Source organism: Paenibacillus sp. LC231 (genome assembly GCF_001860525.1).
Classification (GTDB): Bacteria; Bacillota; Bacilli; order Paenibacillales; family Paenibacillaceae; genus Paenibacillus_AQ.
In genome coordinates this window covers 359,796-384,805 of record NZ_JFOM01000015.1, presented here as the reverse complement: position 1 = coordinate 384,805, position 25,010 = coordinate 359,796, and the positions used below count along the sequence as shown (strand labels likewise).

At 49.3% G+C, this 25,010-nt stretch carries 26 protein-coding genes; 2 read left to right on the top strand and 24 right to left on the bottom strand.

All coding sequences use genetic code 11. From position 1 onward, the window contains the following. The first annotated feature begins 88 nt into the window (after positions 1 to 88). Positions 89 to 607 (top strand): MogA/MoaB family molybdenum cofactor biosynthesis protein, encoded by a 519-nt coding sequence (locus AK95_RS11895; RefSeq protein WP_071220163.1) that lies wholly within the window; start codon positions 89 to 91, stop codon positions 605 to 607. 60 nt (positions 608 to 667) lie between these two features. Here AK95_RS11895 and AK95_RS11890 read toward each other — a convergent pair whose 3' ends face one another. After that, on the bottom strand, positions 668 to 1,195 hold the full coding sequence (locus AK95_RS11890) for a hypothetical protein (protein ID WP_071220162.1): 528 nt from the start codon (positions 1,193 to 1,195) through the stop codon (positions 668 to 670). Positions 1,196 to 1,287: 92 nt separating this feature from the next. Next, complete coding sequence (locus tag AK95_RS11885) at positions 1,288 to 2,286, bottom strand: NADPH:quinone oxidoreductase family protein (protein ID WP_071220161.1); 999 nt, start codon at positions 2,284 to 2,286, stop codon at positions 1,288 to 1,290. Between the two features lie 550 nt (positions 2,287 to 2,836). Between AK95_RS11885 and AK95_RS34760 the strand changes: the two genes are divergently transcribed. After that, complete coding sequence (locus AK95_RS34760) at positions 2,837 to 3,298, top strand: hypothetical protein (protein WP_235613086.1); 462 nt, start codon at positions 2,837 to 2,839, stop codon at positions 3,296 to 3,298. Positions 3,299 to 3,377: 79 nt separating this feature from the next. Here the strand turns inward: AK95_RS34760 and AK95_RS11875 are convergent, their stop codons facing one another. The 22 genes from AK95_RS11875 to yfmF form a co-directional block, all read right to left on the bottom strand. Next, positions 3,378 to 4,832, bottom strand: a complete 1,455-nt coding sequence (locus tag AK95_RS11875; protein ID WP_071220159.1) for a nicotinate phosphoribosyltransferase — start codon at positions 4,830 to 4,832, stop codon at positions 3,378 to 3,380. A 57-nt stretch (positions 4,833 to 4,889) separates the two neighbouring features. Then, positions 4,890 to 5,447, bottom strand: coding sequence for a cysteine hydrolase family protein (locus tag AK95_RS11870; protein ID WP_071220158.1), 558 nt, complete (start codon positions 5,445 to 5,447; stop codon positions 4,890 to 4,892). A gap of 63 nt (positions 5,448 to 5,510) precedes the next feature. Next, complete coding sequence (locus AK95_RS11865; RefSeq protein ID WP_071220157.1) at positions 5,511 to 6,296, bottom strand: NUDIX hydrolase; 786 nt, start codon at positions 6,294 to 6,296, stop codon at positions 5,511 to 5,513. Positions 6,297 to 6,458: 162 nt separating this feature from the next. Further along, positions 6,459 to 6,908 carry a YlbF/YmcA family competence regulator gene (locus AK95_RS11860; protein WP_071220156.1) on the bottom strand — a complete coding sequence of 150 codons (450 nt, stop codon included), beginning with the start codon at positions 6,906 to 6,908 and terminating at the stop codon, positions 6,459 to 6,461. Between the two features lie 103 nt (positions 6,909 to 7,011). Further along, positions 7,012 to 8,571: a tRNA (N6-isopentenyl adenosine(37)-C2)-methylthiotransferase MiaB gene (gene miaB / locus AK95_RS11855; RefSeq protein WP_071220155.1), complete on the bottom strand. Its 1,560-nt coding sequence runs from the start codon at positions 8,569 to 8,571 to the stop codon at positions 7,012 to 7,014. Between the two features lie 311 nt (positions 8,572 to 8,882). Beyond that, entirely contained in the window at positions 8,883 to 9,455 is a 573-nt protein-coding gene (gene pduL, locus AK95_RS11850; RefSeq protein ID WP_071220154.1) for a phosphate propanoyltransferase, read from the bottom strand. A gap of 178 nt (positions 9,456 to 9,633) precedes the next feature. Next, positions 9,634 to 10,590 (bottom strand): dipeptidase, encoded by a 957-nt coding sequence (locus AK95_RS11845; RefSeq protein WP_071220153.1) that lies wholly within the window; start codon positions 10,588 to 10,590, stop codon positions 9,634 to 9,636. A gap of 91 nt (positions 10,591 to 10,681) precedes the next feature. Then, positions 10,682 to 10,942: a stage V sporulation protein S gene (locus tag AK95_RS11840; protein ID WP_006211249.1), complete on the bottom strand. Its 261-nt coding sequence runs from the start codon at positions 10,940 to 10,942 to the stop codon at positions 10,682 to 10,684. Between the two features lie 129 nt (positions 10,943 to 11,071). Then, positions 11,072 to 11,866 carry a TIGR00282 family metallophosphoesterase gene (locus tag AK95_RS11835; protein WP_201259382.1) on the bottom strand — a complete coding sequence of 265 codons (795 nt, stop codon included), beginning with the start codon at positions 11,864 to 11,866 and terminating at the stop codon, positions 11,072 to 11,074. Between the two features lie 136 nt (positions 11,867 to 12,002). After that, a complete protein-coding gene (rny, locus tag AK95_RS11830; RefSeq protein WP_071220152.1) occupies positions 12,003 to 13,544 on the bottom strand; it encodes a ribonuclease Y in 1,542 nt (513 codons plus the stop codon). 359 nt (positions 13,545 to 13,903) lie between these two features. After that, on the bottom strand, positions 13,904 to 14,641 hold the full coding sequence (locus tag AK95_RS11825) for a regulatory protein RecX (protein WP_071220151.1): 738 nt from the start codon (positions 14,639 to 14,641) through the stop codon (positions 13,904 to 13,906). Between the two features lie 142 nt (positions 14,642 to 14,783). Next, complete coding sequence (gene recA / locus AK95_RS11820; RefSeq protein WP_071220150.1) at positions 14,784 to 15,845, bottom strand: recombinase RecA; 1,062 nt, start codon at positions 15,843 to 15,845, stop codon at positions 14,784 to 14,786. A 286-nt stretch (positions 15,846 to 16,131) separates the two neighbouring features. Beyond that, positions 16,132 to 17,394, bottom strand: a complete 1,263-nt coding sequence (locus AK95_RS11815) for a competence/damage-inducible protein A (protein ID WP_071220149.1) — start codon at positions 17,392 to 17,394, stop codon at positions 16,132 to 16,134. A gap of 103 nt (positions 17,395 to 17,497) precedes the next feature. Further along, positions 17,498 to 18,085 carry a CDP-diacylglycerol--glycerol-3-phosphate 3-phosphatidyltransferase gene (gene pgsA / locus AK95_RS11810; RefSeq protein WP_071220148.1) on the bottom strand — a complete coding sequence of 196 codons (588 nt, stop codon included), beginning with the start codon at positions 18,083 to 18,085 and terminating at the stop codon, positions 17,498 to 17,500. Between the two features lie 259 nt (positions 18,086 to 18,344). After that, positions 18,345 to 18,836 carry a YajQ family cyclic di-GMP-binding protein gene (locus AK95_RS11805; RefSeq protein WP_071220147.1) on the bottom strand — a complete coding sequence of 164 codons (492 nt, stop codon included), beginning with the start codon at positions 18,834 to 18,836 and terminating at the stop codon, positions 18,345 to 18,347. Positions 18,837 to 18,985: 149 nt separating this feature from the next. Further along, positions 18,986 to 19,159, bottom strand: coding sequence for a DUF4175 domain-containing protein (locus tag AK95_RS34115; protein WP_146746999.1), 174 nt, complete (start codon positions 19,157 to 19,159; stop codon positions 18,986 to 18,988). A 77-nt stretch (positions 19,160 to 19,236) separates the two neighbouring features. After that, positions 19,237 to 20,271, bottom strand: coding sequence for a helix-turn-helix domain-containing protein (locus AK95_RS11800; protein ID WP_071220146.1), 1,035 nt, complete (start codon positions 20,269 to 20,271; stop codon positions 19,237 to 19,239). 48 nt (positions 20,272 to 20,319) lie between these two features. Beyond that, on the bottom strand, positions 20,320 to 21,087 hold the full coding sequence (locus AK95_RS11795) for a DUF3388 domain-containing protein (RefSeq protein WP_071220145.1): 768 nt from the start codon (positions 21,085 to 21,087) through the stop codon (positions 20,320 to 20,322). Positions 21,088 to 21,291: 204 nt separating this feature from the next. Continuing rightward, positions 21,292 to 21,546 (bottom strand): DUF3243 domain-containing protein, encoded by a 255-nt coding sequence (locus AK95_RS11790; RefSeq protein WP_009589302.1) that lies wholly within the window; start codon positions 21,544 to 21,546, stop codon positions 21,292 to 21,294. Positions 21,547 to 21,654: 108 nt separating this feature from the next. Further along, positions 21,655 to 22,425: an elongation factor P 5-aminopentanone reductase gene (gene ymfI / locus AK95_RS11785; protein ID WP_071220144.1), complete on the bottom strand. Its 771-nt coding sequence runs from the start codon at positions 22,423 to 22,425 to the stop codon at positions 21,655 to 21,657. Beyond that, positions 22,425 to 23,705, bottom strand: coding sequence for an EF-P 5-aminopentanol modification-associated protein YfmH (gene yfmH, locus AK95_RS11780; RefSeq protein ID WP_071220143.1), 1,281 nt, complete (start codon positions 23,703 to 23,705; stop codon positions 22,425 to 22,427). Before yfmH ends, ymfI begins: the two co-directional genes overlap by 1 nt. Before the next feature lie 3 nt (positions 23,706 to 23,708). Next, positions 23,709 to 24,989 (bottom strand): EF-P 5-aminopentanol modification-associated protein YfmF, encoded by a 1,281-nt coding sequence (gene yfmF / locus AK95_RS11775; protein WP_071220142.1) that lies wholly within the window; start codon positions 24,987 to 24,989, stop codon positions 23,709 to 23,711. Positions 24,990 to 25,010 lie beyond the last annotated feature (21 nt).

The window sequence follows — 25,010 nt, the reverse complement described above, 5'->3', positions numbered from 1 at the left end:
GCATCATGATTATGCTAGCGAGTGTACTACATTTCATCCGTCTACTGCAAGCGCGCCGCCACTAACTATAACAGGAGATGTCATTTCTATGAATTCATCGCAAGAGCATAAACACCAATCCCCCGCTTCTGTGAACTGTAAGGTGATTACGGTTTCGGATACGCGGACCAAGGACACGGACAAGAGCGGCAAACTGATGATGAGCTTGCTTGAAGAAGCCGGGCATGCCGTTGTATCTTACAGCATTGTTCAGGACGACTACGAAACGATCCGCGAAACGATCTATACTGCGGTCAGCAATCCGGAGATTGATGTCGTCCTGCTAACAGGCGGAACAGGCATATCGAGCCGGGATACCACCTACGAAGCCGTATCCTCACTGCTTGATAAGGAACTCCCCGGATTCGGCGAAATCTTCCGCTTCCTAAGCTTTACGGAGGATATTGGGTCTGCGGCCATATTGAGCCGTGCGATCGGCGGCACGCTAAGCCACACGGCCGTCTTCTCCATGCCGGGTTCGAGCGGAGCCGTCAAGCTTGCGATGAACCGGATTCTGCTGCCTGAGCTGCGGCACATCAAATATGAGCTGGATAAACACAGATCATAATCAACGCAAGGGACCATGCAAAAGGCCGGATGCATATGGGCATCCGGCCTTGGCAGTATCCTAACTGCTGGCACGTCGTTGATGTTTGGCAAGCAGGGAGGGCGCTATTTTTTTGACCTGATCATAATAGTTATCCGTTTTGTCGCCCGTCGACGTATATACGATGGACGTTTCCTTGTCGCTCACGATCAGGTTATGTCCGCCGGCCGCATTGGCATCCCCTTCTGTAACGCCGTATATCTCTTTGATCCCTTTTTCCCTGCCCGCTTGATCCTGATAGACATATACGGTGATAAACTGGCTTGCATCATAATTGATCCGGTATTGATACGTAATATTGCCGACGTTGTCCTCCGCATAGGTTTCATTGGTCAACGGCATGCCCACCTGGTTAAACGAGGCTTGGAGATCCTCAAGGAATTTTCCGTTCAAACCCCGTCCCGATATCCGGGCCTCTCTGGAACCTTCCTCGTAAGCCCTCATGTTATATAGGCGCATCTCGTCCCTTGCTATCTGCCTGGAACAACCGACCGATATGGCAAGAATGGAACAAAGCAATAAAACGGTAACGATTCTGCGATAATTCATGTTCACTCACCCTTCCTTAGGTGTCAGAGGTTGCCTTCCCTTAGAATGCCTGAGGATGAGGAACATTATGCGTATGAGAAATCAAGGTAATATTATAGAGCGATAACGCTTCTTCCAACCGCTCTGCCCTGCAGAATGGTGTTCAGCACTTCAGGCAGATCGTGTAGACTGTATTCTGTAATTCCTTCTTGTAGCACGGATGCCGGCTTCCATTCATCCGCCAGTTTCGACCATACCGATCGGCGGTAGGCCATAGGGCAGTATACCGAATCGATTCCGAGGAGATTGATGCCTCTAAGGATAAACGGAAACACCGTCGAATCAAAAGCACCGCCACCCGTCATACCGGAAACAGCGACGCCTCCGCCATATTTTACGCTTTTCAGAAGTGAACCCAGTTGGTTTCCTCCGACCGGATCTACTACCGCTGCCCAGCGCTCGGCAGAGATGGCCCCTTTGGAGGCCGCCGCGGCTTCCTCTCTTGATATCACTTCATGAGCTCCCAGCTGTAATAGCCAATCCCTCTGACTGGATTTCCCTGTAGATGCCGTCACGCGATAGCCTAATTGACTCAGGATGGACACTGCGAAGCTGCCCACTCCCCCTGTTGCCCCGGTAACTAGAACGGCCCCCTGTTCCTGTCGCAGTCCATTCCGTATCAAGGCCTCTATCGATAATGCAGCCGTAAAACCTGCGGTTCCGATAGCCATCGCATCACGCGGAGACAAGCCCTGCGGCAGCGAGACAAGCCATTCTCCCTTAACCCGTGCATACTGGCTGAACCCGCCTTCATGAGATACGCCTAATTCATAACCGGTACAAAGAACGGAATCGCCTTCCTTGTAATCAGCATGAGCGGAATGCACAACCGTTCCTGCCAGATCAATGCCTGGTATGAACGGATACCTGCGAACGATTTTTCCATCCGGTATGCTGGCCAGCCCGTCTTTATAGTTAACCCCGCTGTATAATACCCGCACAATAACGTCACCTTCGGGCAGCTGCTTCAAACTCAGGTTCTCCACACTGCCGCGAACTCCTTGCTCATCTTGACGCAGCACGTAGGCCTGAAAATTGGTTTCGTTGTCCACACATATCACTCCTTGGGTTAGTTTAGGTGCTATAAAACAATCCGGATTTACACTATGAATATGTCGAAGCTTTATACATGCTCTCGGAATATGGCGACTTATGCGCTTTCCCGAGAAATGACCCAGTATCATCTTTATAATCAGAATTATGTTATTATGGAAAAAGAATACTTTTACAAAAAAATGATCCGCAGGAGTTGAAATCCACGTTATGACTCATTTTAATTATGGATCTAAACGTAGATCCTTCCGCTTCTCGTACTTGCTCACGCTGGTAACACTACTTCTGTTACCGGTCGTCCATAAACCGATCAGCCAGGTTTTTGGATTCCTTGGTATTCATACACAATCAGGGGGCATTGCCGGCTCGTTTCTCGTTTTCTTTTTGAGTTTGGGTCTCATTCTTACGCTGTTTAGACTAGTCTTCTGGGTTTTCCCTTTAATTACCTGGCCTGGTCTCAAAGTGTACGTACTAATCGGCTTCCTCTTCATTTTAATGACAGGGATCTACGAATACACAAACACACATCGCTCGGTAGAAGCGGCGGTATTGAACGAGAAACATGCTTTTCTTGAAGCACCTTTCCGCATAGATCATGCTGAAATCATACAATCCGAATTAACCTCTGAGAATGTTTATGCTTTCGTGGGTACACCTGGACTGGGACTGCAATTATCCACCTATACCAAAGGATGGTTCGGATGGTATAGGTCCGCCGTAACTACATTATACCCTTCTCCTGAGAATCCCGCTTCTCCGTCCGTATTCTCGGAGACAAACCTGGATTCATCACTCGTGTTTGGCCTGTATAGAAGCACAGAACCCATTCAGATTCATGTAAATGGTCAGCCGGCACATACCATACCCTACCAACAACTGAGGCCTGATGTCAGTGAAGATTGGTACATCTGGTATTACGAACGCCAGCCCGACACGATAGAGAACAAGGACAAGGTTCACCTCACCGCGCGTGACGTCAACGGAAGTATAGTGGATCGACTTGAGTTATAGCCGAGTACAAAAAGACGCCCCTTCTCCTGCCAAGCGGCAAGATTGGGAAAGCGTCTTTTTCATTGCTGTATTTTATAACCTAATCTTCATGCTGTTCCATGAACTCGGCCATCATCCGCTGTTTCACTTCCCAGACCTCTTCACTCAGATTCACACGGTAAATTTCCGGATTCAGCTTCCGCAGATACTCCGGCCAGAACTGATCCAGCTGAGCATCATGATAGCTGCGAATCTCTTCGAGCTTCGGCAGCTCATACACCAGTTCGCCATTCACAAACACCGGTTCAAGCATGGACACCGCTTCAAAGTTCTTTACATTCTTGCGCATGTAAGGATGCAGCGGATTAAACAGCTTTAATTTCCCGTTTTCCGGCGGCATCTCTTCTTCCGGGAAGCAGATGTAATCGGCGATCGCTTTGCCGCTGCCCTTGGATATGATGCGGTATACCTCTTTTTTGCCTGGGGTAGATACTTTTTCGGGGTTGCCCGAGATTTTGATGGTCGGTACCATCTTCCCGTCAACCTCCCGCTCCACCAGCTTATAAACGCCCCCAAGCGCAGGCTGGTCGGCTGCCGTAATCAATTGGGTACCGACGCCCCAAGTATCTACTTTGGCCCCTTGCGCCTTGAGATCCAGAATGGTGCCTTCATCCAGATCGTTCGATGCCACGATACCGACGTAATGAAGACCGGCCTCATCCAGCATCTTCCTTGCCTGAATCGACAGGTACGCCAAATCCCCGCTATCTAAACGAATGGCATTCATCCGTTTCCCTTGGGCCTCCAGCTTCTTCGCTGTTACGATGGCATGGGGAATCCCGCTCTTTAACGTATCGAAGGTATCCACCAGCAGCGTCACTTGATCCGGCATAACCTCGGCAAATATATCAAAGGCCTCCTGCTCGCTCCGGAAGGTCTGCACCCAGGAATGCGCATGTGTGCCTTTTGTCGGGATGCCGAATTTCTCGCCAGCCAGCATATTCGACGTGGCATGGAAACCGGCCAGATACGCAGCACGCGCCCCCCATACCGCCGCATCCGCTTCCTGTGCACGTCTTGTACCAAACTCCAGCAAGGTATCGCCGCTGGCAACCTGCCGGATACGGGACGCTTTGGTAGCGATCAAGGTTTGAAAGTTCATAAAGTTCAAGAGTGCCGTTTCGACCAACTGTGTCTCGAAAATGGTGCCTTCCACTCGAATGAGCGGCTCATTCGGGAATACCAGCGCCCCCTCCTTCATGGAATGAATATTCCCTAGAAAACGGAATCGGCGAAGCTCTTCGAGAAATTCAGGTTTATACTTCTCTTCCTGTTTGGCCAAATACGCGATATCCTCATCCGAGAAACGCAAGGACTCAATATAATGTACAATCCGCTCTAGACCGGCAAAAACGGCATATCCGTTACCGAATGGCAGCTTACGGAAATACGCCTCAAACACCGCACGCGTACGATGAGAGCCATTAATCCAGTGAGCGTACATCATGTTAATCTGGTATTTGTCCGTGTGTAGTGCTAATCCTGCTGTCAGCATCACGATCATCCTCCACTGTTACCCGGTTCATCTAGGCTTCCGGGTGGTTCAAGCTGTCTATTGATTAAGAAGTTCCTTACTTCGCACTACCGATGCCCCGAGACCGCCTTGAAAGTGACTTAAAGCCCACTTGTGCCCTTCCGGATTAAAGCTTGCGACGGCATCTTCATAAACGGTAATCCGATATCCGTAATTATAGGCATCCACTGCGGTATGCAGCACGCAGATGTCAGTGCAAACTCCGATGAGATCGACTTCGGTAATCCCGCGTTCCCGCAGCTTCTGGTTCAGATCCGTACCGCAAAATGCGCTGTATCTCGTTTTGTCCATCCAATAGATCGCATCTTTTCGTTCCTCATACACCCGCTGAAGTTCACCGTATAATTCCCGACCCCGGGTTCCCCGAATGTTATGCGGAGGGAACAGCTTGGTTTCGGGATGATATGCGTCATTGCTCTCATGCAGGTCCACGGCCATGACAACAAAATCACCACGATCGCTGTATAACTTGGTCAACTCCGCGATGTTTTTCTGAATGTCAATGGCGGGCTTCCCTACCGGCAGATTGCCATCCACGAAATCATTCGTGAAATCTATCACGATCAAGGCTTTCATCTGACACACTCCTCTACGACATGATTAATGTGATCGATAAAATAACAGCTTGTGAATCCCATCCTACGTATAAATCGATAGCAATGGTGCATGATCCGTAAACCGATACAATTGGGCCGGCCGCTGGGAATATTGATTGGAGTTTAGCGGCTTGCCGTTCTCATCCCGTGCTTCTTCCAGTATCCCCTGCCTGCTGCGGGTCGATGTGATTTTACGGATAAAATTGGGCTCGTTGAACTCGGGCACAACCGTCTGGATGACCTGATATAACTCGCTCAGTGTAAAATGCTCCGGTAAAAACTGCCGCGCAATCGTCGTCTGCAGCATTTGCTGCTGAATCTTGCGGTACGCATCCATGATGATATCCCTGTGGTCAAAAGCAAGCTCCAACTCTTCCAAAGCTTCCGCGACCGTAAACAGACCTACCTCTTCCGCATCATCGGCAGCCTGGCGGTGCTCCAGCATCCATTCTTCTACCAGCGCGTAGAATGCATGGCTGATAATCCAGCCCCTTGGATCCCGTCCCGGTGCGCTGTACACGCCCAAGTACTCCAAATGGCCGCCATCCACCCCGGTCTCTTCTTTCAGCTCCCGTTTGGCGGCATCGTAGATCGACTCACTCTCACGGCAAAATCCGCCGGGGAGTGCCCACATACCCGCACATGGCCATGACCTACGCCTGATCAGCATCACCTTAAGCTCTCGTATGGGCAATGTCTTGGTGAAGGTTTTCCGTTCCCGCTTCGTTAAGGTAAACATCACGATATCAGCGGGCACACCATCCGGTGTTCTGTATTTCTTGGCACTGCTCTTTGGAGCCTGTTCGCGATCCGTCATTTCCATCACCATAACTATTATTTTGATAATTTCATTATGACATATTTAAAAATGATGTCAAGGATTTCCTGACCCCATCCTTTATATAAGTTTACTATGCCCTATTCATTCTCATTCTGTACATGAAATAACAAGAATAGAAAAGGTGCGGAACCATTCCGCACCTCGTTTCATCTATCCGCAGCTGCTTGGCGGCGTATCTTTTCCTGTTTCCACATTCACTTTTTCCGAAACCGTATCATGAATCACGGATACGACCAGCTGAAGAAGATAATTAATGTCGCTTTGACTTTGCTGGAACTCCATCACGAGCGGAATACCGTCAATCTCCTCTTGCAGTTCTTCGATCTCCCGTTCGATTTTGGCGACCATATCCTTGTTCTGGAACGTTTCAAAAGCCACGATTTCCTTTTGCTTTTTCTTAATGGTTTTTATCAGGTTTTGAACCCGTTCATGGTTCTGGATCTTCTCTTCGGCCTGCTTAAACATCTGAACTTCTTCACTGGTGGATATTAATTCCGCCAGCTCGCCGGCTTTTGCCAAAATATCGTCACGTATAATCAATTCACGCGTGTTGTAAGTTGACATACCGTATGTGTTCGTACGAACATGATCATGTGCCAAGGTTCATCGCTCCAATTCTTCATCATCTATATGGGAATATGCAGCACCGGCCGGTTTTTTGTTCGCGGCTCTATGCTGCATTTGAATGCTGCCTGCTCCTCTATTATACCGCATCCGAGGCCGGAATCGTGTCCGGGATTCTATCCCCTTTGATATACCAGGTCTTCGTATCCGTAATCCGGACATTTACGAAGCTGCCTATGAGGTCCGTCGAGCCTTCGAAATGCACCAGCTTGTTCGTGCGCGTGCGTCCCGACAGCATGGAATCATTGTTCTTGCTGACTCCTTCTACCAGCACCTCCACCGTAGAACCTAGCAGCCTGTCGTTGCTCTTGCGGCTGTACTCATTGATGGCGGCATTCAATCGCTGAAGACGCTCGCTCTTGACCTCCATCGGTACATTATCCTCCATCACCGCCGCTGGCGTTCCTTCTCGAGGAGAATAAATGAACGTGTAAGCGGAGTCGTAGCCGACCTCCCGAACCAGGGACAGCGTCTCCTCAAACTGCTCATCGGTCTCACCGGGGAATCCGACAATGATGTCGGTGGTGAATGCTACATTGGGAATCGCCTTCTTAATCTTATGGGCCAGCTCCAAATACGTCTCACGCGTATATTTGCGGCTCATTTTTTTGAGCACTTGCGTGCTTCCCGACTGTACCGGCAGGTGAATATGCTCGACCAGGTTACCACCCTTCGCCAGCACCTCAATCAGGTGATCATCGAAATCCCTTGGATGGGATGTGGTAAAGCGAACACGCGGGATATCGATCTTGTGAATATCATCCATCAGATCGCCGAAACGGTAATCGATATCTTCAAAGTCTTTGCCATATGCGTTCACGTTCTGACCGAGCAGCGTAATTTCCTTATACCCTTGCCGGGCTAATTCACGAACCTCAGCGATGACATCCTCCGGACGCCGGCTGCGTTCCTTGCCGCGGGTATATGGGACGATGCAGTATGTACAGAATTTATCACAGCCGTACATAATGTTGACCCAGCCGCGGAGACCTTCTCTCTTTTTCGGTAGATTCTCAACAATGTCGCCCTCTTTGGACCACACTTCAACCACCATTTCCTTGCTGAAGAGCGCTTCCTGAATAAGATAAGGCAGACGATGCACGTTATGCGTACCAAAAATCAAATCCACAAAGCCATGCTTTTGGAGAATTCGATTAACAACCGATTCTTCCTGCGACATGCAGCCGCAAACGCCAAGCAGCATATCCGGCTTTTCCGTCTTCAAATGCTTCAGATGGCCGAGTTCGCCAAACACTTTATCCTCCGCGTTTTCACGAATGGCACATGTATTGAGCAAGATGATGTCCGCCTGCTTCCGATCCTCGGTTGCCCGGTAGCCCATCTGCTCCAGCAATCCCTTAATCGTTTCGGAATCATGCTCATTCATCTGACATCCGTACGTATACACGATATAATGCTTGCCAGCCCCAAGGGTTCGAAACGCTTCCGGCAGCTCGGTATCGTACAAGACTTCGACACTCTGCTTGCCGCGCTGTTTTTCCTGTCTATGATTAGGCTCCGAAAGGATGTTGATTTCCCGGCCATTGATGCGAATTCTCTTCCCGTGTTCATCTTCGGAGAGAACTTTGGCTCCTGAAAAATCAAAATACTTGGAGTAGTCCTTACTTTCTTTGGACATGCTAGGTCACTCCTTAGATCCGCAAAATCTCTGGTTTACATGACAAAATATCTTAATTAGGCACTGTTTTAAATTATATCATGATCTTATTGCCTAAGCTACCACCTTGGGCATTAATGAGTCCAAACCTTAACAGACGCTCTCTCCTTCAAAATAGGTCCTCCGAAACATGGAACCCGTAGAAAATTTCAAAAAAGAGCCTGAAATCGAAATGAATCGACTCAGGCTCTTCCAGCTGTCGCTAAAAACGCTTAACAGCAGCACATGCGTGACACATACAGTATGTTCATGAAGTTTACTGAAGCTATAGATTAATCAATAATTTCAGCAGTGTCTCCGTTTTTGGCGCCGGCAGCATTAGCTTCATCGGTATCGATATGCATGTCGAGCGCAAAATTGTCGGATACGCGGGCAATGACGTTCTCCAGAACAAGACCGCGTTCGCCGCCTAAGCGTACCTTCAGCAGGTCCTTGTCTTTAATACCCCATTGATCCGCATCGGATGTATGGAAGTGAATATGACGAGCGGCTACGATGACACCTTCATCCACCGTTACTTCACCAGCCGGACCTTTAATCGTAATTCCCGGGGTTCCCGCGATGTTTCCGGATTCGCGTACAGGTGCTTTCACACCGATGGCGAAGGAATCCGTGCGGGAAATCTCCAGCTGGGTTGCAGGACGTGCAGGTCCCAAAATTCTTACTTTATCGAATTGTCCCTTCGTTCCAATAACCGCTACCGTTTCGTTGGCTGCGAATTGTCCTGGCTGGGACAATGGTTTGAACTCTGTCAGCTGATATCCAGGGCCGAACAATGCCTCAATATGCTCTTGGGTTAAATGAATATGGCGGGCGGATACACCCACAGGTACAGTTTTACTCATCTGTCTCACTCCTTGTTTTTCTCTATATGCTGTACATGCCATCACCTATTATACTCTCTATTACCCAAAAATAAAAAGGCAACCCGGGTGATTCAGGCCGCCTTCTTCCGATTCACGAGCAATCTGCAACAGGATTGTCAAAGTTATCCTCGAATCATGGTCGTTATGCGAAAGGTTACTATGCTTGGGCTGACAATGAAGGTAAATTCTGCTCAAGAAAATGGAGGGCATACTCCGACATCCAGCCCTTTACCATCGATTCCGGGTAATGTTTAAGCAGCAGCTCCTGAAATTCAGGATACCGGCCCGGATGCTCAAGCCCGGCAACCCATTGATCAATCCCGTCGAAGTCCGAACCAAACATGATGTGCTTTTCACCGCCCAGCTCACAAATCTTCTCGATATGCGGCAATATGTCCTCCGGCTTCACACGATCTACTCCGCTGCGGATAAACCAGGGCACAAACGTGATTCCAATCATTCCGTTTAGCGCAATTAGTGCCCTTATCTGCTCATCATTCAAATTCCGGGGATGCTGGCAGACGGAGTACGCATTGGAATGCGAGGCGATGATAGGCCCTTTGGTCAGCTCCACGAGCTCCCAGAAGCCAGCTTGGGACAGATGAGACACATCCAGAATGATGCCCGTCGAATGGCATAGCTCTATCAGCTGCCGTCCCCGTTCCGTGAATCCCCCATTTCGCTGCTCTAATGCTCCATCCGCAGCCCAGTTCGCATAATTCCAGGTAACCCCCATCAAACGCACGCCCATCTCAAACAAGAGCTGGACGTAATATAAATTCCCCTCCAGCCCGTCAACGCCTTCCAAGGACAGAACGCCGAACCGTCCATGCTGCCCTTGTCTGATCTCTTGGAGCTGCTCCCGCCAGAGCAGGGGCTTAAGATGTCCCGGTTTAACGATGCGGCTGCGATATGTATCGAGTTGTGCCAGCACCCGTTCAAAGGATGGTCTACCCCATTTCTCCGATAAAAAAACAGCGAACACCTGAAGGGCCAGGTCGCCCTCCTCCATGCGCTGCAGCGTTACATCCAAATGCGGGTCGTCCACAAAGGAGGCTTGGGGAGCTTCCCACATTTTGCTCAAAACATCACAGTGAAAATCAACCGTACGCATCGCGCCGCTCATCTCCCTTCTGAACTTGTCACAGCAAAAAGCCTGTTTACACCAAGTAGAGTAAACAGGCTAATACCTCAACATTCGAAATTTATCTAGGTTCTACGATCAATTTAATTGCCGTCCGGTCTTCGCCATCAATCACAATATCCGTAAAAGCAGGGATGCAAATCAAATCCACCCCGCTCGGTGCTACAAATCCCCGGGCAATCGCTACCGCTTTAATGGCCTGGTTCAGTGCTCCCGCCCCAATCGCTTGCAGTTCCGCTCCGCCCCGCTCCCTAAGAACTCCAGCGAGCGCCCCTGCAACTGAATTAGGATTGGATTTTGCTGAAACTTTTAATACTTCCATGGTAAGTACCTCCCCTGGGAATGTTGAGTGATGGTTTGCTTCCGCTTACTAGATGTTATTCGTGAGAGGGGAAAAAATTCCTGCTTTTTACCATCCGTTCCTAATTTAATTAAACGGATTCCGCCTTTTTTAATCCATCCGCCATTCGTCTTCGTACATGCGGATTTTCTGTATCTTCCGGGCTCTTCCCGTGTCCTCATCCATATCCACGCATACCGCATGGAACTGCCATTTACCTTCGTCGACCTGGAAACGGGCAGGAAGCTGGGTCTTGAACTTATACATCACCGCATCACGCTGCATGCCGAGGATGCCTTCCTTGGAGCCCACCATGCCGGTATCCGTAATATAAGCTGTTCCTCCCGGCAGTATGGTATCGTCATTGCTTTGCACGTGGGTGTGCGTTCCGACCACCATCGAGGCGCGGCCTTCCAGATGCCATCCCATGGCAATCTTCTCCGACGTCGCCTCGGCATGGAAATCCACCAGAATGCACTTCGTCTTCTGGCGAAGCTCATCCACAATGTCATCGGCAGCGCGAAACGGGCAATCGATGGCTGGCAGGAAGGTTCGTCCTTGTAAATTCACGATCGCCAGCTGTTTGCCGTTCGCTTTGATGATTGTGTATCCACGCCCCGGGGTGCCGGGCGGAAAATTTGCCGGACGAATCATGCGCGGCTCATCATCAATAAACTCAAAAATGTCCTTGTTATCCCAGGTGTGGTTACCCAAAGTGATGCCATGAATGCCCCAATTGAAAAATTCATTGGCGATGGCCGAGGTAATGCCTCGCCCTGAAGCAGCATTCTCCCCATTGGCAATAATGATGTGCGGATTATATTTGGACTTCAGCTCTGGAAGAGAAGCCTTCAAAGCTTTACGCCCTGTACTGCCGACAATGTCTCCGATGAATAATACGTTGATGTCAATCACTCCTTCAGGGATGCTTGTCCTGATTCCCGGCAGGACCGTTCCCGATTCATAAATGTCCAAAACTGTATTTTCGGTACTTGAAAGATAAAAAGTGGCCGGATTGCGGCCACTTTTTAAGGTCCAAACTCTATTTCGCGTAATCCACCGCTCGGGTTTCCCGGATGACGGTGACTTTGATATGACCCGGATAATCCAGTTCATTCTCAATGGTTTTGGTAATGTCACGCGCCAGGCGGAATGCTTCGGCATCGTCGATTTTCTCAGGCTGTACCATGACGCGAACTTCACGTCCCGCTTGAATGGCGTAGGATTTCTCAACGCCTTCAAAGGATTCGGAAATTTCTTCGAGCTTCTCAAGACGGCGGATATACGTCTCAAGCGTCTCTCTGCGTGCTCCCGGTCTTGCAGCAGACAATGCGTCAGCTGCGCCAACCAGCATGGCAATAACCGAAGTTGCTTCACAATCACCGTGATGAGAGGCAATGCTGTTGATAACCACCGGATGTTCCTTATACTTCTTCGCCAGCTCCACGCCGATTTCAACGTGCGATCCTTCCACTTCATGATCCAGCGCTTTCCCGATGTCATGCAACAGTCCTGCCCGTTTCGCAAGCACGATGTCTTCACCCAGTTCGCCGGCCATCAGGCCAGTCAAATAGGCCACTTCCATGGAGTGTTTCAACACATTTTGTCCATAGCTTGTACGGAATTTCAGTCGGCCCAGAATTTTGATCAAATCTGGGTGCAAGCCGTGAACGCCAACCTCGAAAGTGGCTTGTTCTCCGTATTCGCGAATGCGTTCGTCCACTTCCTTGCGGGATTTCTCCACCATTTCTTCGATACGAGCCGGATGAATCCGTCCGTCCGCCACAAGCTTTTCCAAAGCTGTACGGGCAATTTCACGGCGAATCGGATCAAAACCGGAGAGAATAACAGCTTCCGGAGTATCATCGATAATAAGGTCAATCCCTGTAAGGGTCTCAAGCGCACGAATATTCCGGCCTTCACGTCCGATAATCCGGCCCTTCATTTCTTCATTCGGCAAAGTGACAACAGATACCGTGGTCTCCGCGACGTGATCAGCCGCACAGCGCTGAATAGCCAGCGTAATGATCTCGCGTGATTTCTTATCTGCCTCTTCCTTCGCCTGCTGCTCGATTTCTTTAATCATCTGAGCGGTTTCATGACGAACTTCCTGCTCAACATTACTGAGAATAATGCTGCGGGCATCCTCCATCGTCAGATTGGAGATGCGCTCCAGTTCTGTCGTTTGTTTCTTGTAAATGGCATCGATTTGCTGCTGTGTCTCTTCTATTCGTTTCTCTTTGTTCGCCACTTGTTCTTCTTTACGTTCCAAAGATTCTATTTTTTTATCCAGCGACTCTTCCTTTTGCAACAATCTGCGCTCCTGCCGTTGAATTTCATTCCGGCGCTCACGAGTGTCTTTTTCAGCTTCGGCTCTGATTTTATGAACTTCGTCTTTAGCTTCGAGAACCGTTTCTTTCTTCAATGCTTCTGCTTCCTTCTTCGCACTTTCTACGATCTGCAAAGCGGCATGCTCGGCACTGGAAATTTTAGCTTCTGCAAGGGATTTGCGAATAAAATAACCGAACCCAAAGAATATAGCGGCTACAACGAGAACGATTATGATCCACCAAATGGAATCCATCTGATCACCTCCTCGTTGGTTCCTCCAAGGCATTCCTTGGGAAATGTGCAATTGTCAGGTTACTCATTCATACATAAAATTTTCCGGCAGTGGAAGCTGCCGTCCATACTGCGCACGCCGTATCACGTACGCAAATCCCGCCTTAGCCAGCGGAATACATTTCACTATGAATTGGCGATTAAAGAATCTTTCACAAAGTAGTCACTTTTTTGGAAGGAAAAAGGATTCTAATTTATGATAAAAAGATTCATATTTATTTTAGTATTTATAAAAAGATATTGTCAAGGGAAAGCAATGGGTAAACGTCAGTTTCATCCAATGAAACCATTTCTTTCGCGAAAAAGTACCCAAACTGCCCTTTATTCGAAATCTTCCAGCTCGTCGTCCCACTCGCCCTTTTCCTGATCCTCGTCAACCAAACGCTTGAGCACCTGACGCACCTGATCCCCGCCGAAGCCTCTACGCATTAAATATGCTCCCGTTTTACGTTTGCGATCCAGCATCTCTCCATGGGTTTGCTGCCATTTTTTCCGTCCCACGGCAAGCGCGCTCTCCAATTCGGCATCTGCACTGATCTCGCCCAGAGCCTCGGAGATCAGCTCCGTGCCGATTCCCTTCTGTCTCAGCTCCTGTTTGACCCACAGCCGTCCCTTCTTGTGGCTGGTCATTCGCTGCTCTGTCCACATCTTGGCGTATAATGCGTCATCAATCAGCTTGTCCTTCTCCAATCGCTCCAGCGTCGTCTCTATGCAGCTCGGCTCAAAACCTTTTTGCTGCAGACGCTGGGTGATCTCCTTGGCTGTTCTGGGTTTCCTGGACAGATGATTCAGTGCCTCTACATAAGCCCTCTGTCGTTCATCGGCCACGATAATTTCTTCAAGCTCTTCCTTGCGAAAAACATTCCCCTTGAACATCCGGTATTTCAGCATCACATCTTCATGAACGGTCATGAGGTACGGACCAAACGCGATTTGGTATCGGTGCTTGGGCTTTTTCAGCATTTCAACTGACGTTACAATCAAATCCTCATGGTCCGGAAAATGTCCTATACCTGATGCTTCTGCCTGCTCCGACATTTCCTTATTCTCTTCTTCCATATGTCGCTCCTCTCACTACCGCACCATTTCTGAGTAAAATAACCAAGACTGCATCTGGAAGTCTGAATAAATGCAAAGAAGACCGTCTGGCGTTACAAACACCGGACGGTCCTCAACACTGTAATCGATAACCAGCAATGTGCTACTCTACTTTAAACAACTCTTGCTCTTCTATTTCCTCTTGTTCCTTATCCTTCTCGGAAGGCTCAGGAACAGCCGTGGTCAGATTGCTCGCTTCACGAATTTTGTTCTCGATAACACTAGCGATCTCCGGATTCTCTTTCAAGAATTGCTTCGCATTCTCCCGTCCTTGGCCAAGACGGTCACCTGAATAAGAATACCATGCGCCGCTCTTATCCACGATATCGAGTTCCGTTCCGATATCGATCAGGCTTCCCTCTCTAGAGATGCCTTCACCGTACATAATATCAAGCTCTGCCTGTTTGAAAGGAGGGGCTACCTTGTTCTTAACAACCTTAATCCGTGTGCGGTTACCCACCACATCGTTCCCCATCTTGATGCTCTCAATTCGACGCACGTCCAAACGAACCGTCGAGTAGAACTTCAGAGCACGTCCACCTGGAGTCGTCTCAGGGTTACCGAACATAACACCAACCTTCTCACGAAGCTGGTTGATAAAGATGGCAATTGTTTTCGATTTATTAATAGCACCCGACAATTTCCGAAGAGCCTGGGACATCAAACGAGCTTGCAGACCTACGTGGGAGTCACCCATGTCGCCTTCAATTTCAGCTTTTGGTACCAGTGCAGCAACCGAGTCAATAACGATGATATCAACTGCACCACTGCGTACCAGAGCTTCCGCAATTTCCAGCGCCTGCTCACCCGTGTCCGGTTGGGAGAGCAGCAATTCATCAATGTTAACGCCCAGTTTGCTTGCATACGATGGATCCAGAGCATGCTCGGCATCGATAAATGCAGCCTGTCCACCAGCCTTCTGAACTTCAGCAATCGCATGGAGGGCTACTGTTGTTTTACCGGAGGATTCCGGTCCATATACTTCAATAATCCGGCCTCTAGGCAAGCCGCCGGTTCCTAAAGCTATATCCAATGCCAACGATCCGCTCGGCACAATCTCTACTTGCATGTGGGTGGATTCACCCAGTTTCATGATGGAACCTTTTCCGAACTGTTTCTCTATCTGACGAAGCGCCATTTCCAGCGCAGCACGACGATCTGACAATTGTTCCACAACCCTTCACTGTTGATAGTCATATCATACCTTGTTTTGACACGTTTGCCAAGCTTTTTTTCGAACATACATTCGTTTTTTTATTCGGCACCCCTTCCCGTATATGCTCCATGCCTTATGTATAAACAACAAGAACCGTGGCAACATCATACGATATGCCACGGTTCTTCCGTATTTCCCATTATACTTGGAACTGTTCGTTAATTCAAGAAGAGCTGCCAAGCAAGGTGTAAATTATTTACTTTTTTCGAATAGCGGATATCCCTATTCCGCAACCCTAAACCTGTTTAGAGGCAACAAGACGCTGCCAAAGCCGGTAGAGCAGCGCCTTCGCAGCTCGGAGCCGGATCGTTTCACGGTTACCCTGAAGGTGCAGCTCGTGCACTTCCGTTTCTTTTCCCCGTTGAGACAATCCGATGTAAACAAGACCTATAGGCTTGCGTTCAGCATACCCTGGACCTGCCACGCCCGTTACCGATAAACCAAAGTCGCTGTCCGTTACCATCCGGACATGATCCGCAAGCGCTTGGGCAACCTCTGCACTGACGGCTCCCGGCGCATCATCCCCCTCAAGCAGCGCATGCGGGATATGCACAAGCTTCTCCTTGATCTGGTTGGTATAACAGATGATCCCGCCAAGGAACATGGACGCGCTCCCGGGGATAGAGGTCAGCGTCTCCGCTACAAGGCCTCCCGTGCAGCTCTCTGCAGCGCTCAGCGTCCAGCTATGATCCGCCATCATATCCACGATGACCTTCTCAATGGGCACATCCTCGTTAGCATACATAAATTCCGGGCCTCTCTCCTGGATCCGGGCTTCCAGCTCATTCAGCCGCACCATGGCCTCAGCCTCGCTGGCTGCCTTCGTGGAGATTCGGACGGTGACCTCCCCCTCCTTGGCATACAACGCAATCGTCGGATCGGTCTGGGCCGTAATCAGGTCCTCCAGGCGCTTATCAAGCGCGGACTCCCCGATGCCTGCGAATTTGAGCATCTTCGAATAGATGGGAAGCTCTCCCGTAAGCACATGCTGCAGAAGCCAAGGCTTGGCCTCCTGCTCAAACATCGGCATCAGCTCTTTCGGCGGTCCCGGCAACACAATGTAATGAGTCCCTTCATAGGATACCGCATTCCCGACGGCGAGGCCTGTTTCGTTCGGAAGCGGAGTCCCTCCCTCGATGGCCAGGGCCTGGCGCCGATTGTTCTCGGTCATTACGGAACCCCGTTCATGGAAGAAGCGTTCAATCCGATCCATGGCCATCCGATCAATATGCAATGACCGATTTAGAAAAGATGCGAGCGCATCCTTTGTCAGGTCATCCTGTGTGGGGCCCAGACCACCGGACAGGAGAACGATATCGGCTCTGCTGCTGGACAGCCGCAAAGCCTCCTTGAGTCTCTCCATGTTATCCCCGACAACGGTTTGATAGTATACATCGATTCCCATTGAAGCAAGCTGTCTGGACAAATACTGTGCATTGGTATTCACAATCTGTCCAAGTAGAAGTTCGGTTCCAACTGCAATGATTTCTGCTTTCATGATTCGTCCATCCTCCTGTGTCTGCTATCTCTTCACAAATACCCGCTTTCACTATGTTCTTACCCTGCGGAAGAAAAAAGCAATAGGATTGCTCCTATTGCCGTTATGCCCCGGCACCTTTGAGAAGGTGCCTGTTCTGGACAAAATATTCGATTCCCGAATAGATCGTAATCACCGCGGCAGCCCAGATTGCAATGACATCAAACGGAATTCCCAAGAATACAAACGGGAAATTATTGATCAGAAGCGCGACAATCGCCACAATCTGAATCACCGTCTTGATTTTCCCCGATTGACCTGCTGCAACGACGGAACCTTCCAGGAGTGCAATTTGTCTCAAGCCAGTAACCGCGAATTCTCTGCTGATGATGACTACAGCAATCCAGGATTCGCATTTGCCCATCTCCACAAGCGATATGAGGATGGCTGCCACCAGCAGTTTGTCCGCGAGCGGATCCAGAAGTTTACCCAGGTTCGTCACCATATTGTTTTTCCGGGCCAAATATCCGTCAATCCCATCCGTACTTGCTGCAAGTATGAATATCAATGCTGCAATTAATTGGTTGTAGGGAAGGACAAAATCATTCCACACAATAGGAGCCGGATAAAAATCAAAATCCACCAGCAGAAAAATCATCATGACAGGGATCAAGCAAATGCGGGCCAACGTGATACGATTGGGTAAATTCATGGGGCAACCTCCCTTGCAACGGGTTGTCTTGAAATTTTCGCAGACCCCGCGACTGTTATCCATCTGTACTTCAATAGGGTCGCTCTTCCCAAGAGCCTAAAGGGTTCGAAGCGTGAAGCGCTGTCTGTCATATTCATCCCCCAGTAATCTATGTATACGTTAATCCTTATATATCGTTTTTTAGTATAATATTTCCGCTCACGCCCTGTCAAAAGAAACAAACCTGTCCTTCCAATCCTATATGAGCCTGTGGCGGCGTTTATTTAAAATTCGTGAATTGCAGGTCTAGAGAAAGATCCGCTTTGCGAAGCAGCTGCATGATCTGCTGAAGATCATCCTTGCTTTTTCCGGTTACCCGAATTTGGTCACCTTGAATCTGACTCTTGACCTTCAGCTTGGAATCACGGATCAAGATGTTGATCTTTTTCGAATTTTCCTGATCGATTCCTTGCTTTAAGGTCAGGCGCTGGCGAACGGTACCCATGGAAGCCGGCTCGATCTTGCCGTACTCCACATTTTTCAGCGACAAGCCCCGTTTCACCATCTTGGTTTGCAAAATATCAATAACGGCGTTGAGTTTGTACTCGTCATCGGATGCAATGACCAGTGCGTCCTTGTCCAGCTTCAAGCTGCTCTTGCTGCCCTTGAAGTCAAAACGGTTCTCGATCTCCCGCTCCGCCTGATTAACCGCATTGCTAAGTTCCTGCATATCCATTTTGGATACGATATCAAATGAGTTTTCTGAAGCCATGGTGAATCCTTCCTTTCATTTGGCGATAATGCTTCTATTATAGGTAAAACCGTGAGCCAAGTCTAATCCTCTACGAGATCAGCGGGATAAATGTGAACGAAAAAGACTCCGCTTATCGCCAACATCCGGCGAAAACGAAGCCTGCTCCGTCAACTGCTAGCTTTCTCATCATGCACCGGACGGCGGAACATGCTCAATATACCGAGCAAAATATGTGCCAGTCCAAAGCCTAATATGCCATATCCCCAGTCACTTGGAATCAAATAGTAGCCCAAGAGGCTGACGATAACGCCTAATCCGAATATAATCCAGTTGACCGTCACGAGAGCATCACCTCTTCCAGGAAGTGCAATAACAGCATGCAGCTGCATGCTGTTATGATGGCCTGGAGAACAGGCAATTATTCGATATCTGTGGTATCCGATGTACCTGTAGTATCTGTGGTAGTACCTGTGGCATCCGTAGTACCCGTGTTGTCCATCGTGCTTGCGGAACCATCAGCCGGCTCCAGCAAGATGCGCGACGTTGATTTTCCATCCGTTACAGGCTGGCCGCCAACCGTAATAGTGGTTGCAGCGGAGTTCCCTGATTTCACGTAAAGTCCCTGGCTATCCAGGTCAAAGCTCAGAGAATCACCATTCTCAAGCATTTGGAAAGCCAGCTTCTCCCCGGAGGTATTGTAGCCACGATACACTTCTACCCAGCTCTTACCGTCGCTCGTTGCTACAATCTCAACCTTCACAGACGAGCCTGTTACCTTAAATACGGTGTTCTTGCCTTCCGTCCGGTCCTGCGTCACCGTAGCTACTCCAGGCGTTGAATCACCCGGTTCATCGACGTCCGTTCCTTCTGTGCCATCTGTTCCGTCCGGGGCGTCTGTCCCTTCTCCGTCCGTGCCTTCGTTAGCCGTGCCGTCTGGGGTGTTGTCGCCGCCCTGCGCTCCGTCACCTGGCGTGGCGGGATCCGTATTGCCCGGGTCTTCCGGCTTTTGCGCTTGATCCGTCTGCGTCTGATCATTATTGCTTACCGGAGGTTCATCCTTAGGCTCATTCGAATTAATGGCCACCAAGTAAATGACAACAACGATCAGAATCGGGAATGTCCACATCAGCAGTGTAGGCAGCCATTTCATGTTCCGTTCGGCTGAAGGTCTGGCGGCACGTTTTTGAATAACCGGTTCCATCGTCGCTTCCGGTTCGGATTTTGGCACATCCTGTTTATGGCCTTCAAGCAGTTCGTCCGGGTCAATCCCCACCGCTTCCGCATAGGTTTTGATGAATGCCCGCACGTAAAAACTGCCGGGAAGTACTTTGTAATCCCCTGCCTCGATGGCTTCCAAGTATCGCTTGCGTATTTTTGTCATTTCCTGCACATCATCAAGGCTCATCCCTTTTTGTAGACGCGCCTCCCTTAATTGCTGTCCCAGTTCGGACATGCCATCACCTCCTACTTTAGAAATTCGTGGTCAAAGTCAAAAACAATATTATAAATCGTCACTATAAGAGCCCGTGAACGTATCATAAACGATTTCCTCTTCCGGATTGTTTCGCAATTCGATTATAATATCGAAATCCTCATAGGAATATTCGGATTCGCGAACAAAAATATCCGGATGCTCGATCACCTTCGTGCTCTCCATGTCCATGATATCCTGCAGGAGCTGATAATGACGTTCGTTGGATCGGATCGTGCTCACAATGCCGTCAATGATGAAAACATTGTTCGAATTCATCTCGTCCTCGGAGAGTTGACTGCGAATGGTTTGACGGAGCAGCGTAGAGGAAACAAAGGTCCAGCGCTTCATCGCGCAGACGCTGCCGGCGATAATGGACTCGGTTTTGCCGACGCGGGGCATTCCGCGAAGACCGATAACCTGATTACCTTCCCTTTTGAACAATTCACCCAAAAAATCAACAAGTAAACCGAGCTCATCACGCGTAAAACGGAACGTTTTACGATCATCCGAGTCCCGGTCAATATATCGTCCATGTCGGACAGCCAAAATATCGACCAGTTTTGGCGGTCTCAAGGCTGTTACCGTAATATTTTTCATTTTGTTTAACATTTTGCCCATCAGGATAATTTTTTCTTCATCATCCGTTTCCAGCAGCATTCCGCGAGTTTGGCCTTCAACCCCGTTAATGGTCAGGATGTTTACTTCGAGCATACCTAATACGGAAGCAATATCGCCGAGCAGACCAGGCCGGTTCTTATGTATCTTGTATTCCATGTACCATTGATTCGATTCCACAAAGACACCTCTTTGCACTTCTTTTCCATCAATATTCGACAAATTCCAGCGAAAATTGCACGCAAAAACAGGTCAAATGAAAAATGGGTCACGTTAATGATATATAAAATAAAAATGAAAGGCAAGTATTAACGATGACATGAAAATTACATTCTTTTTTCTTGACAAAAAGCCCCCGTTCGCGGGGGGCTTTTTGCAAGAGGGTTATGCGTTGTTCTTGGCCAGTTTCACCATCAGACGCGCGATAACGTGGCGTTCTTCCTCGTTACCTACATCCCACAATTCTTTCAGTGCCCGGTTAGATGAGTTTTGCGGGTCGACCTTCTCATCGAGGAAATCACCGATCTCATAAGCCAGCTGAGAAATGGTGTCTTCACTCATGCCCGCTTTCTCGGCTTGAACGACGCGCTCGCCCAGAAATTTCTTCCAGGAATCAAAGTTTTTGATTACGGATGACATGAATTAAATCCTCCTTTTGCGTGGTGGCAATTCAGATTTAAAGTAACAATAGTAATATGTCCCCGTAACCAATACCTTATGAGTGGTGAATTGCACCACGAATGACGATCAGGTCACCCAACCGCCATTCGGGCTGATCACTTGCCCGGTAATGTAGCCCGACTCGGGCAGCGCCAGAAAATACACCAGTGATGAAATCTCATCCGGCTGCGCCAATCTGCCGACCGGAATTTCATCCTCCAGCATGCGGATCTCATCCGATTCCAAATGCCCCAGCATGGACGTATCCACCGCGCCGGGGGCAACGGCATTCACCGTCACGCCTGATGGGGCAAGCTCCTTCGCAAGGGCCTTCGTAAAAGCGTTAACGCCACCCTTGCTTGTTGAATACAATACCTCGCAGGAGGCACCCGACAACCCCCAGATCGAGGAGACATTGATAATCCTGCCAAATCGCTGGGAGATCATACGCCCCATAAACGCCTGGGAACACAGAAACATCCCTCTCAGGTTGATGGACATCAAAGTGTCCCACTCCTCTTCCGTCACGTCAGACAGAAGCCCGTAATGGGATACCCCGGCGTTGTTAACCAGGATATCCGGCTCCATATCATGACTCTGAAGCTTCTCTTTCATGCGCAATATTTGCTCTTTGTCGCGAAGATCCGCGGATACAGTTAACACCTTAGCACCATAGGCCATACAGCGGCGGGCAACTTCATTGGCCGCTTCATGCGAATTCATGTAATGGATAACGACATTCATGCGTACCGAAGCAAAACGCTCGGCAACAGCCGCTCCAATACCTCTGCTGGCACCCGTGATCAGTACCGTCATTTCCCCGATCGGTTTCAATTCTCTTCCCATGTCTTGCTTCATTACGGACTCACAACGATCGATACGGCCAATTGATCCCAGTCGATATGCTCCTGCAGACGGCGGTTTACATCATCTATGGTAATGGATTCATAAACCGGTAGAACCTTAAAGAAATCCGCCCCGCGGAACTGATAGCGAGTGAATTCATGAGCAATATTTTCAGGGGAATTGAGCATGCGCAAATATCCGCCCATTTTCTTCTTGCGGGCACGTTCAAAGTCGGATGCCTGAAATCCGGTTGCTTTTAACTTATCCACCTCAGTGCGGATGCGCTCCAGAAGTTGGTCCGGATCCTTCGTGTCTCCGCCAACCGTAGAGAACGCATATTGGGGTGAACTGTTATATTCATGGCCGAAGCTGTCGGATATCAAATCATCGTCATACAGCTGCTGATACAATTCCGTACTGGATCCGAACAGGAGGTCCATCATCAGCTTCGTTGTCAAATCTCGGCGCAGCTGCTCCTCGGCCGTTAAACCGACCTGCTTCTCCTTGAAGCCGAACAGGCATTTCGGCAGGGATACGGCCAGCCGGCTCTCTCGCCGCTTCTCTTCAACTCCCTGAGGCTCCGGATCGAATAAACGCTCGATGGAGCCTTGCTTCTCATACGATTTTCCGGCTTGATTCGAACGGATCAGGTTCATCGTTTCAACGGGATCTACGCCGCCCACCACGAACAGCAGCATGTTGCTCGGATGATAAAAGGCATTGTAGCACGTATACAGATCTTCCTTCGTAATCGTTCCGATGGATTCCACCGTACCGGCAATATCGATGTGCACCGGATGCACCTTGTACATCGCTTCGATCAGACCGAAGTATACGCGCCAGTCCGGATTGTCCTGATACATGTTGATTTCCTGCCCGATAATCCCTTTTTCCTTCTCTACGTTCTGATCGGTAAAGTAAGGGTTCTGCACGAAATTGATCAGCGTCTCCAAATTTTCATGGATGTTCTCCGTCGCAGAAAAGAGATACACCGTTTGGTCAAAACTAGTAAAGGCATTCGCCGAGGCGCCGTTCGAGGCAAACTTGGCAAAAATATCGCCTTCCGGCTCCTCAAACATTTTGTGTTCAAGAAAATGCGCAATGCCATCAGGAACGCGAGTTTCAGACTCGCCTTCAACCTTAAAATGGTTATCCACCGAACCATATTTGGTTGCAAAGGTCGCATAGGTTTTCTGGAAGCCGGGTTTAGGCAGCACATACACGTGCAGACCGTTATCCATCACTTCGTAATACAGCGTTTCCTGCAGGTTGTCATAATGAATGCTCTCCACCGGCTATTCCTCCTTTTGACCTTTCAGGAAATAGATCGTATCCAGCGAAAATGCCGAAGCCGCTTGCTTCACATCATCCACTGTAATGCCTTCCACCTGCTGCAGCAGCTCATCCGGCGTACGTTCCCGGCCCGACAGCGTGCGGTTGAAATCATACGCAATCATCTCGAAGGCCGAATCCTGCATTTCTTTGATCACGTTGCGGATCATGGCTTTCGTTTGGGTCATTTCGATATCCGTAATGGCACCCTTGGCCATGTCATCAAGCTGCTGTTGAATAATTTGGACAGCCTTCTCGAAATTTTGAACCTCGATGCCGGACTGGATGGTTGCGATTCCTTTATGGCCGTCATAACGGGACGACGCGTAATACGCCAGGCTTTCCTTCTCCCTCACGTTAACGAACAGCTTTGAATGCGGGTAACCGCCCAAAATCCCGTTATACAAAAGAGCGGCGGCATACTCATCATCTCCGTAAGTAATGGTGCTTCTCAGACCCATGTTGAGCTTGCCTTGATTAATGTCCAGCTTCTCCACGACCGTCTGCGTCCCGCTCGCTGCCGTTCGCGTGGAGGAAGGAACATAATCCTTGCTTGCTGTTCTGTTCAGTTTAAAATGCTCCTCTACGAGCTTCTTCACCTCATCCAAACTCGTATCGCCAACTACATACAGATCCAGAACGGATTCATTAAGCCAGTTCTGATAGGACTCATACAAGCCTTCCGGCGTGATTCCGTCAAGATCCTTCCGTTCTCCTAACGGATGCAGCCGATACGGTTCGTTCTTGCACATAACCTCGATGCAGCGCTCCGCAGCGTAACGAATTTTATCATTGACGATGGACTCCAACTTCTTGCGGACCGTGTCTCTCTCGGTCTGTACATAAGATTTGCGGAATGCTCCATTCTCTAACACGGGCTGGGTGAAAGCTTCCCCCAAAAAAGCAAATGAAGAGCGCAGCAGGCTCTCCGGACTCTTAACAAAAGAGTCATTGATCGTATCCATGCGAAAGTGCACGATCTGATAATCGCCGCGCTTATACACGTCAAATCCAAATCCGGCGCCGTACAGCTGCTCCAGCTGTTCTCGGAAAGCTCGCGTTTCCGGATAGGAAACGGTCCCTCTGCGCAGCACAAAAGGTGTAAGCGCGGTCGTGGTCACGGTTTCTTCTGCTAACGGACTTCCGGCGTAAAGCGATATCGCAAATGTCTTGAATCGGTTGGTCGGTAATACGTGAATCCGAATTCCTCCGACTGTACCGTGTTCAAATTCCGTTTTCGTCAAGGTCCATATCCCCTTACATCA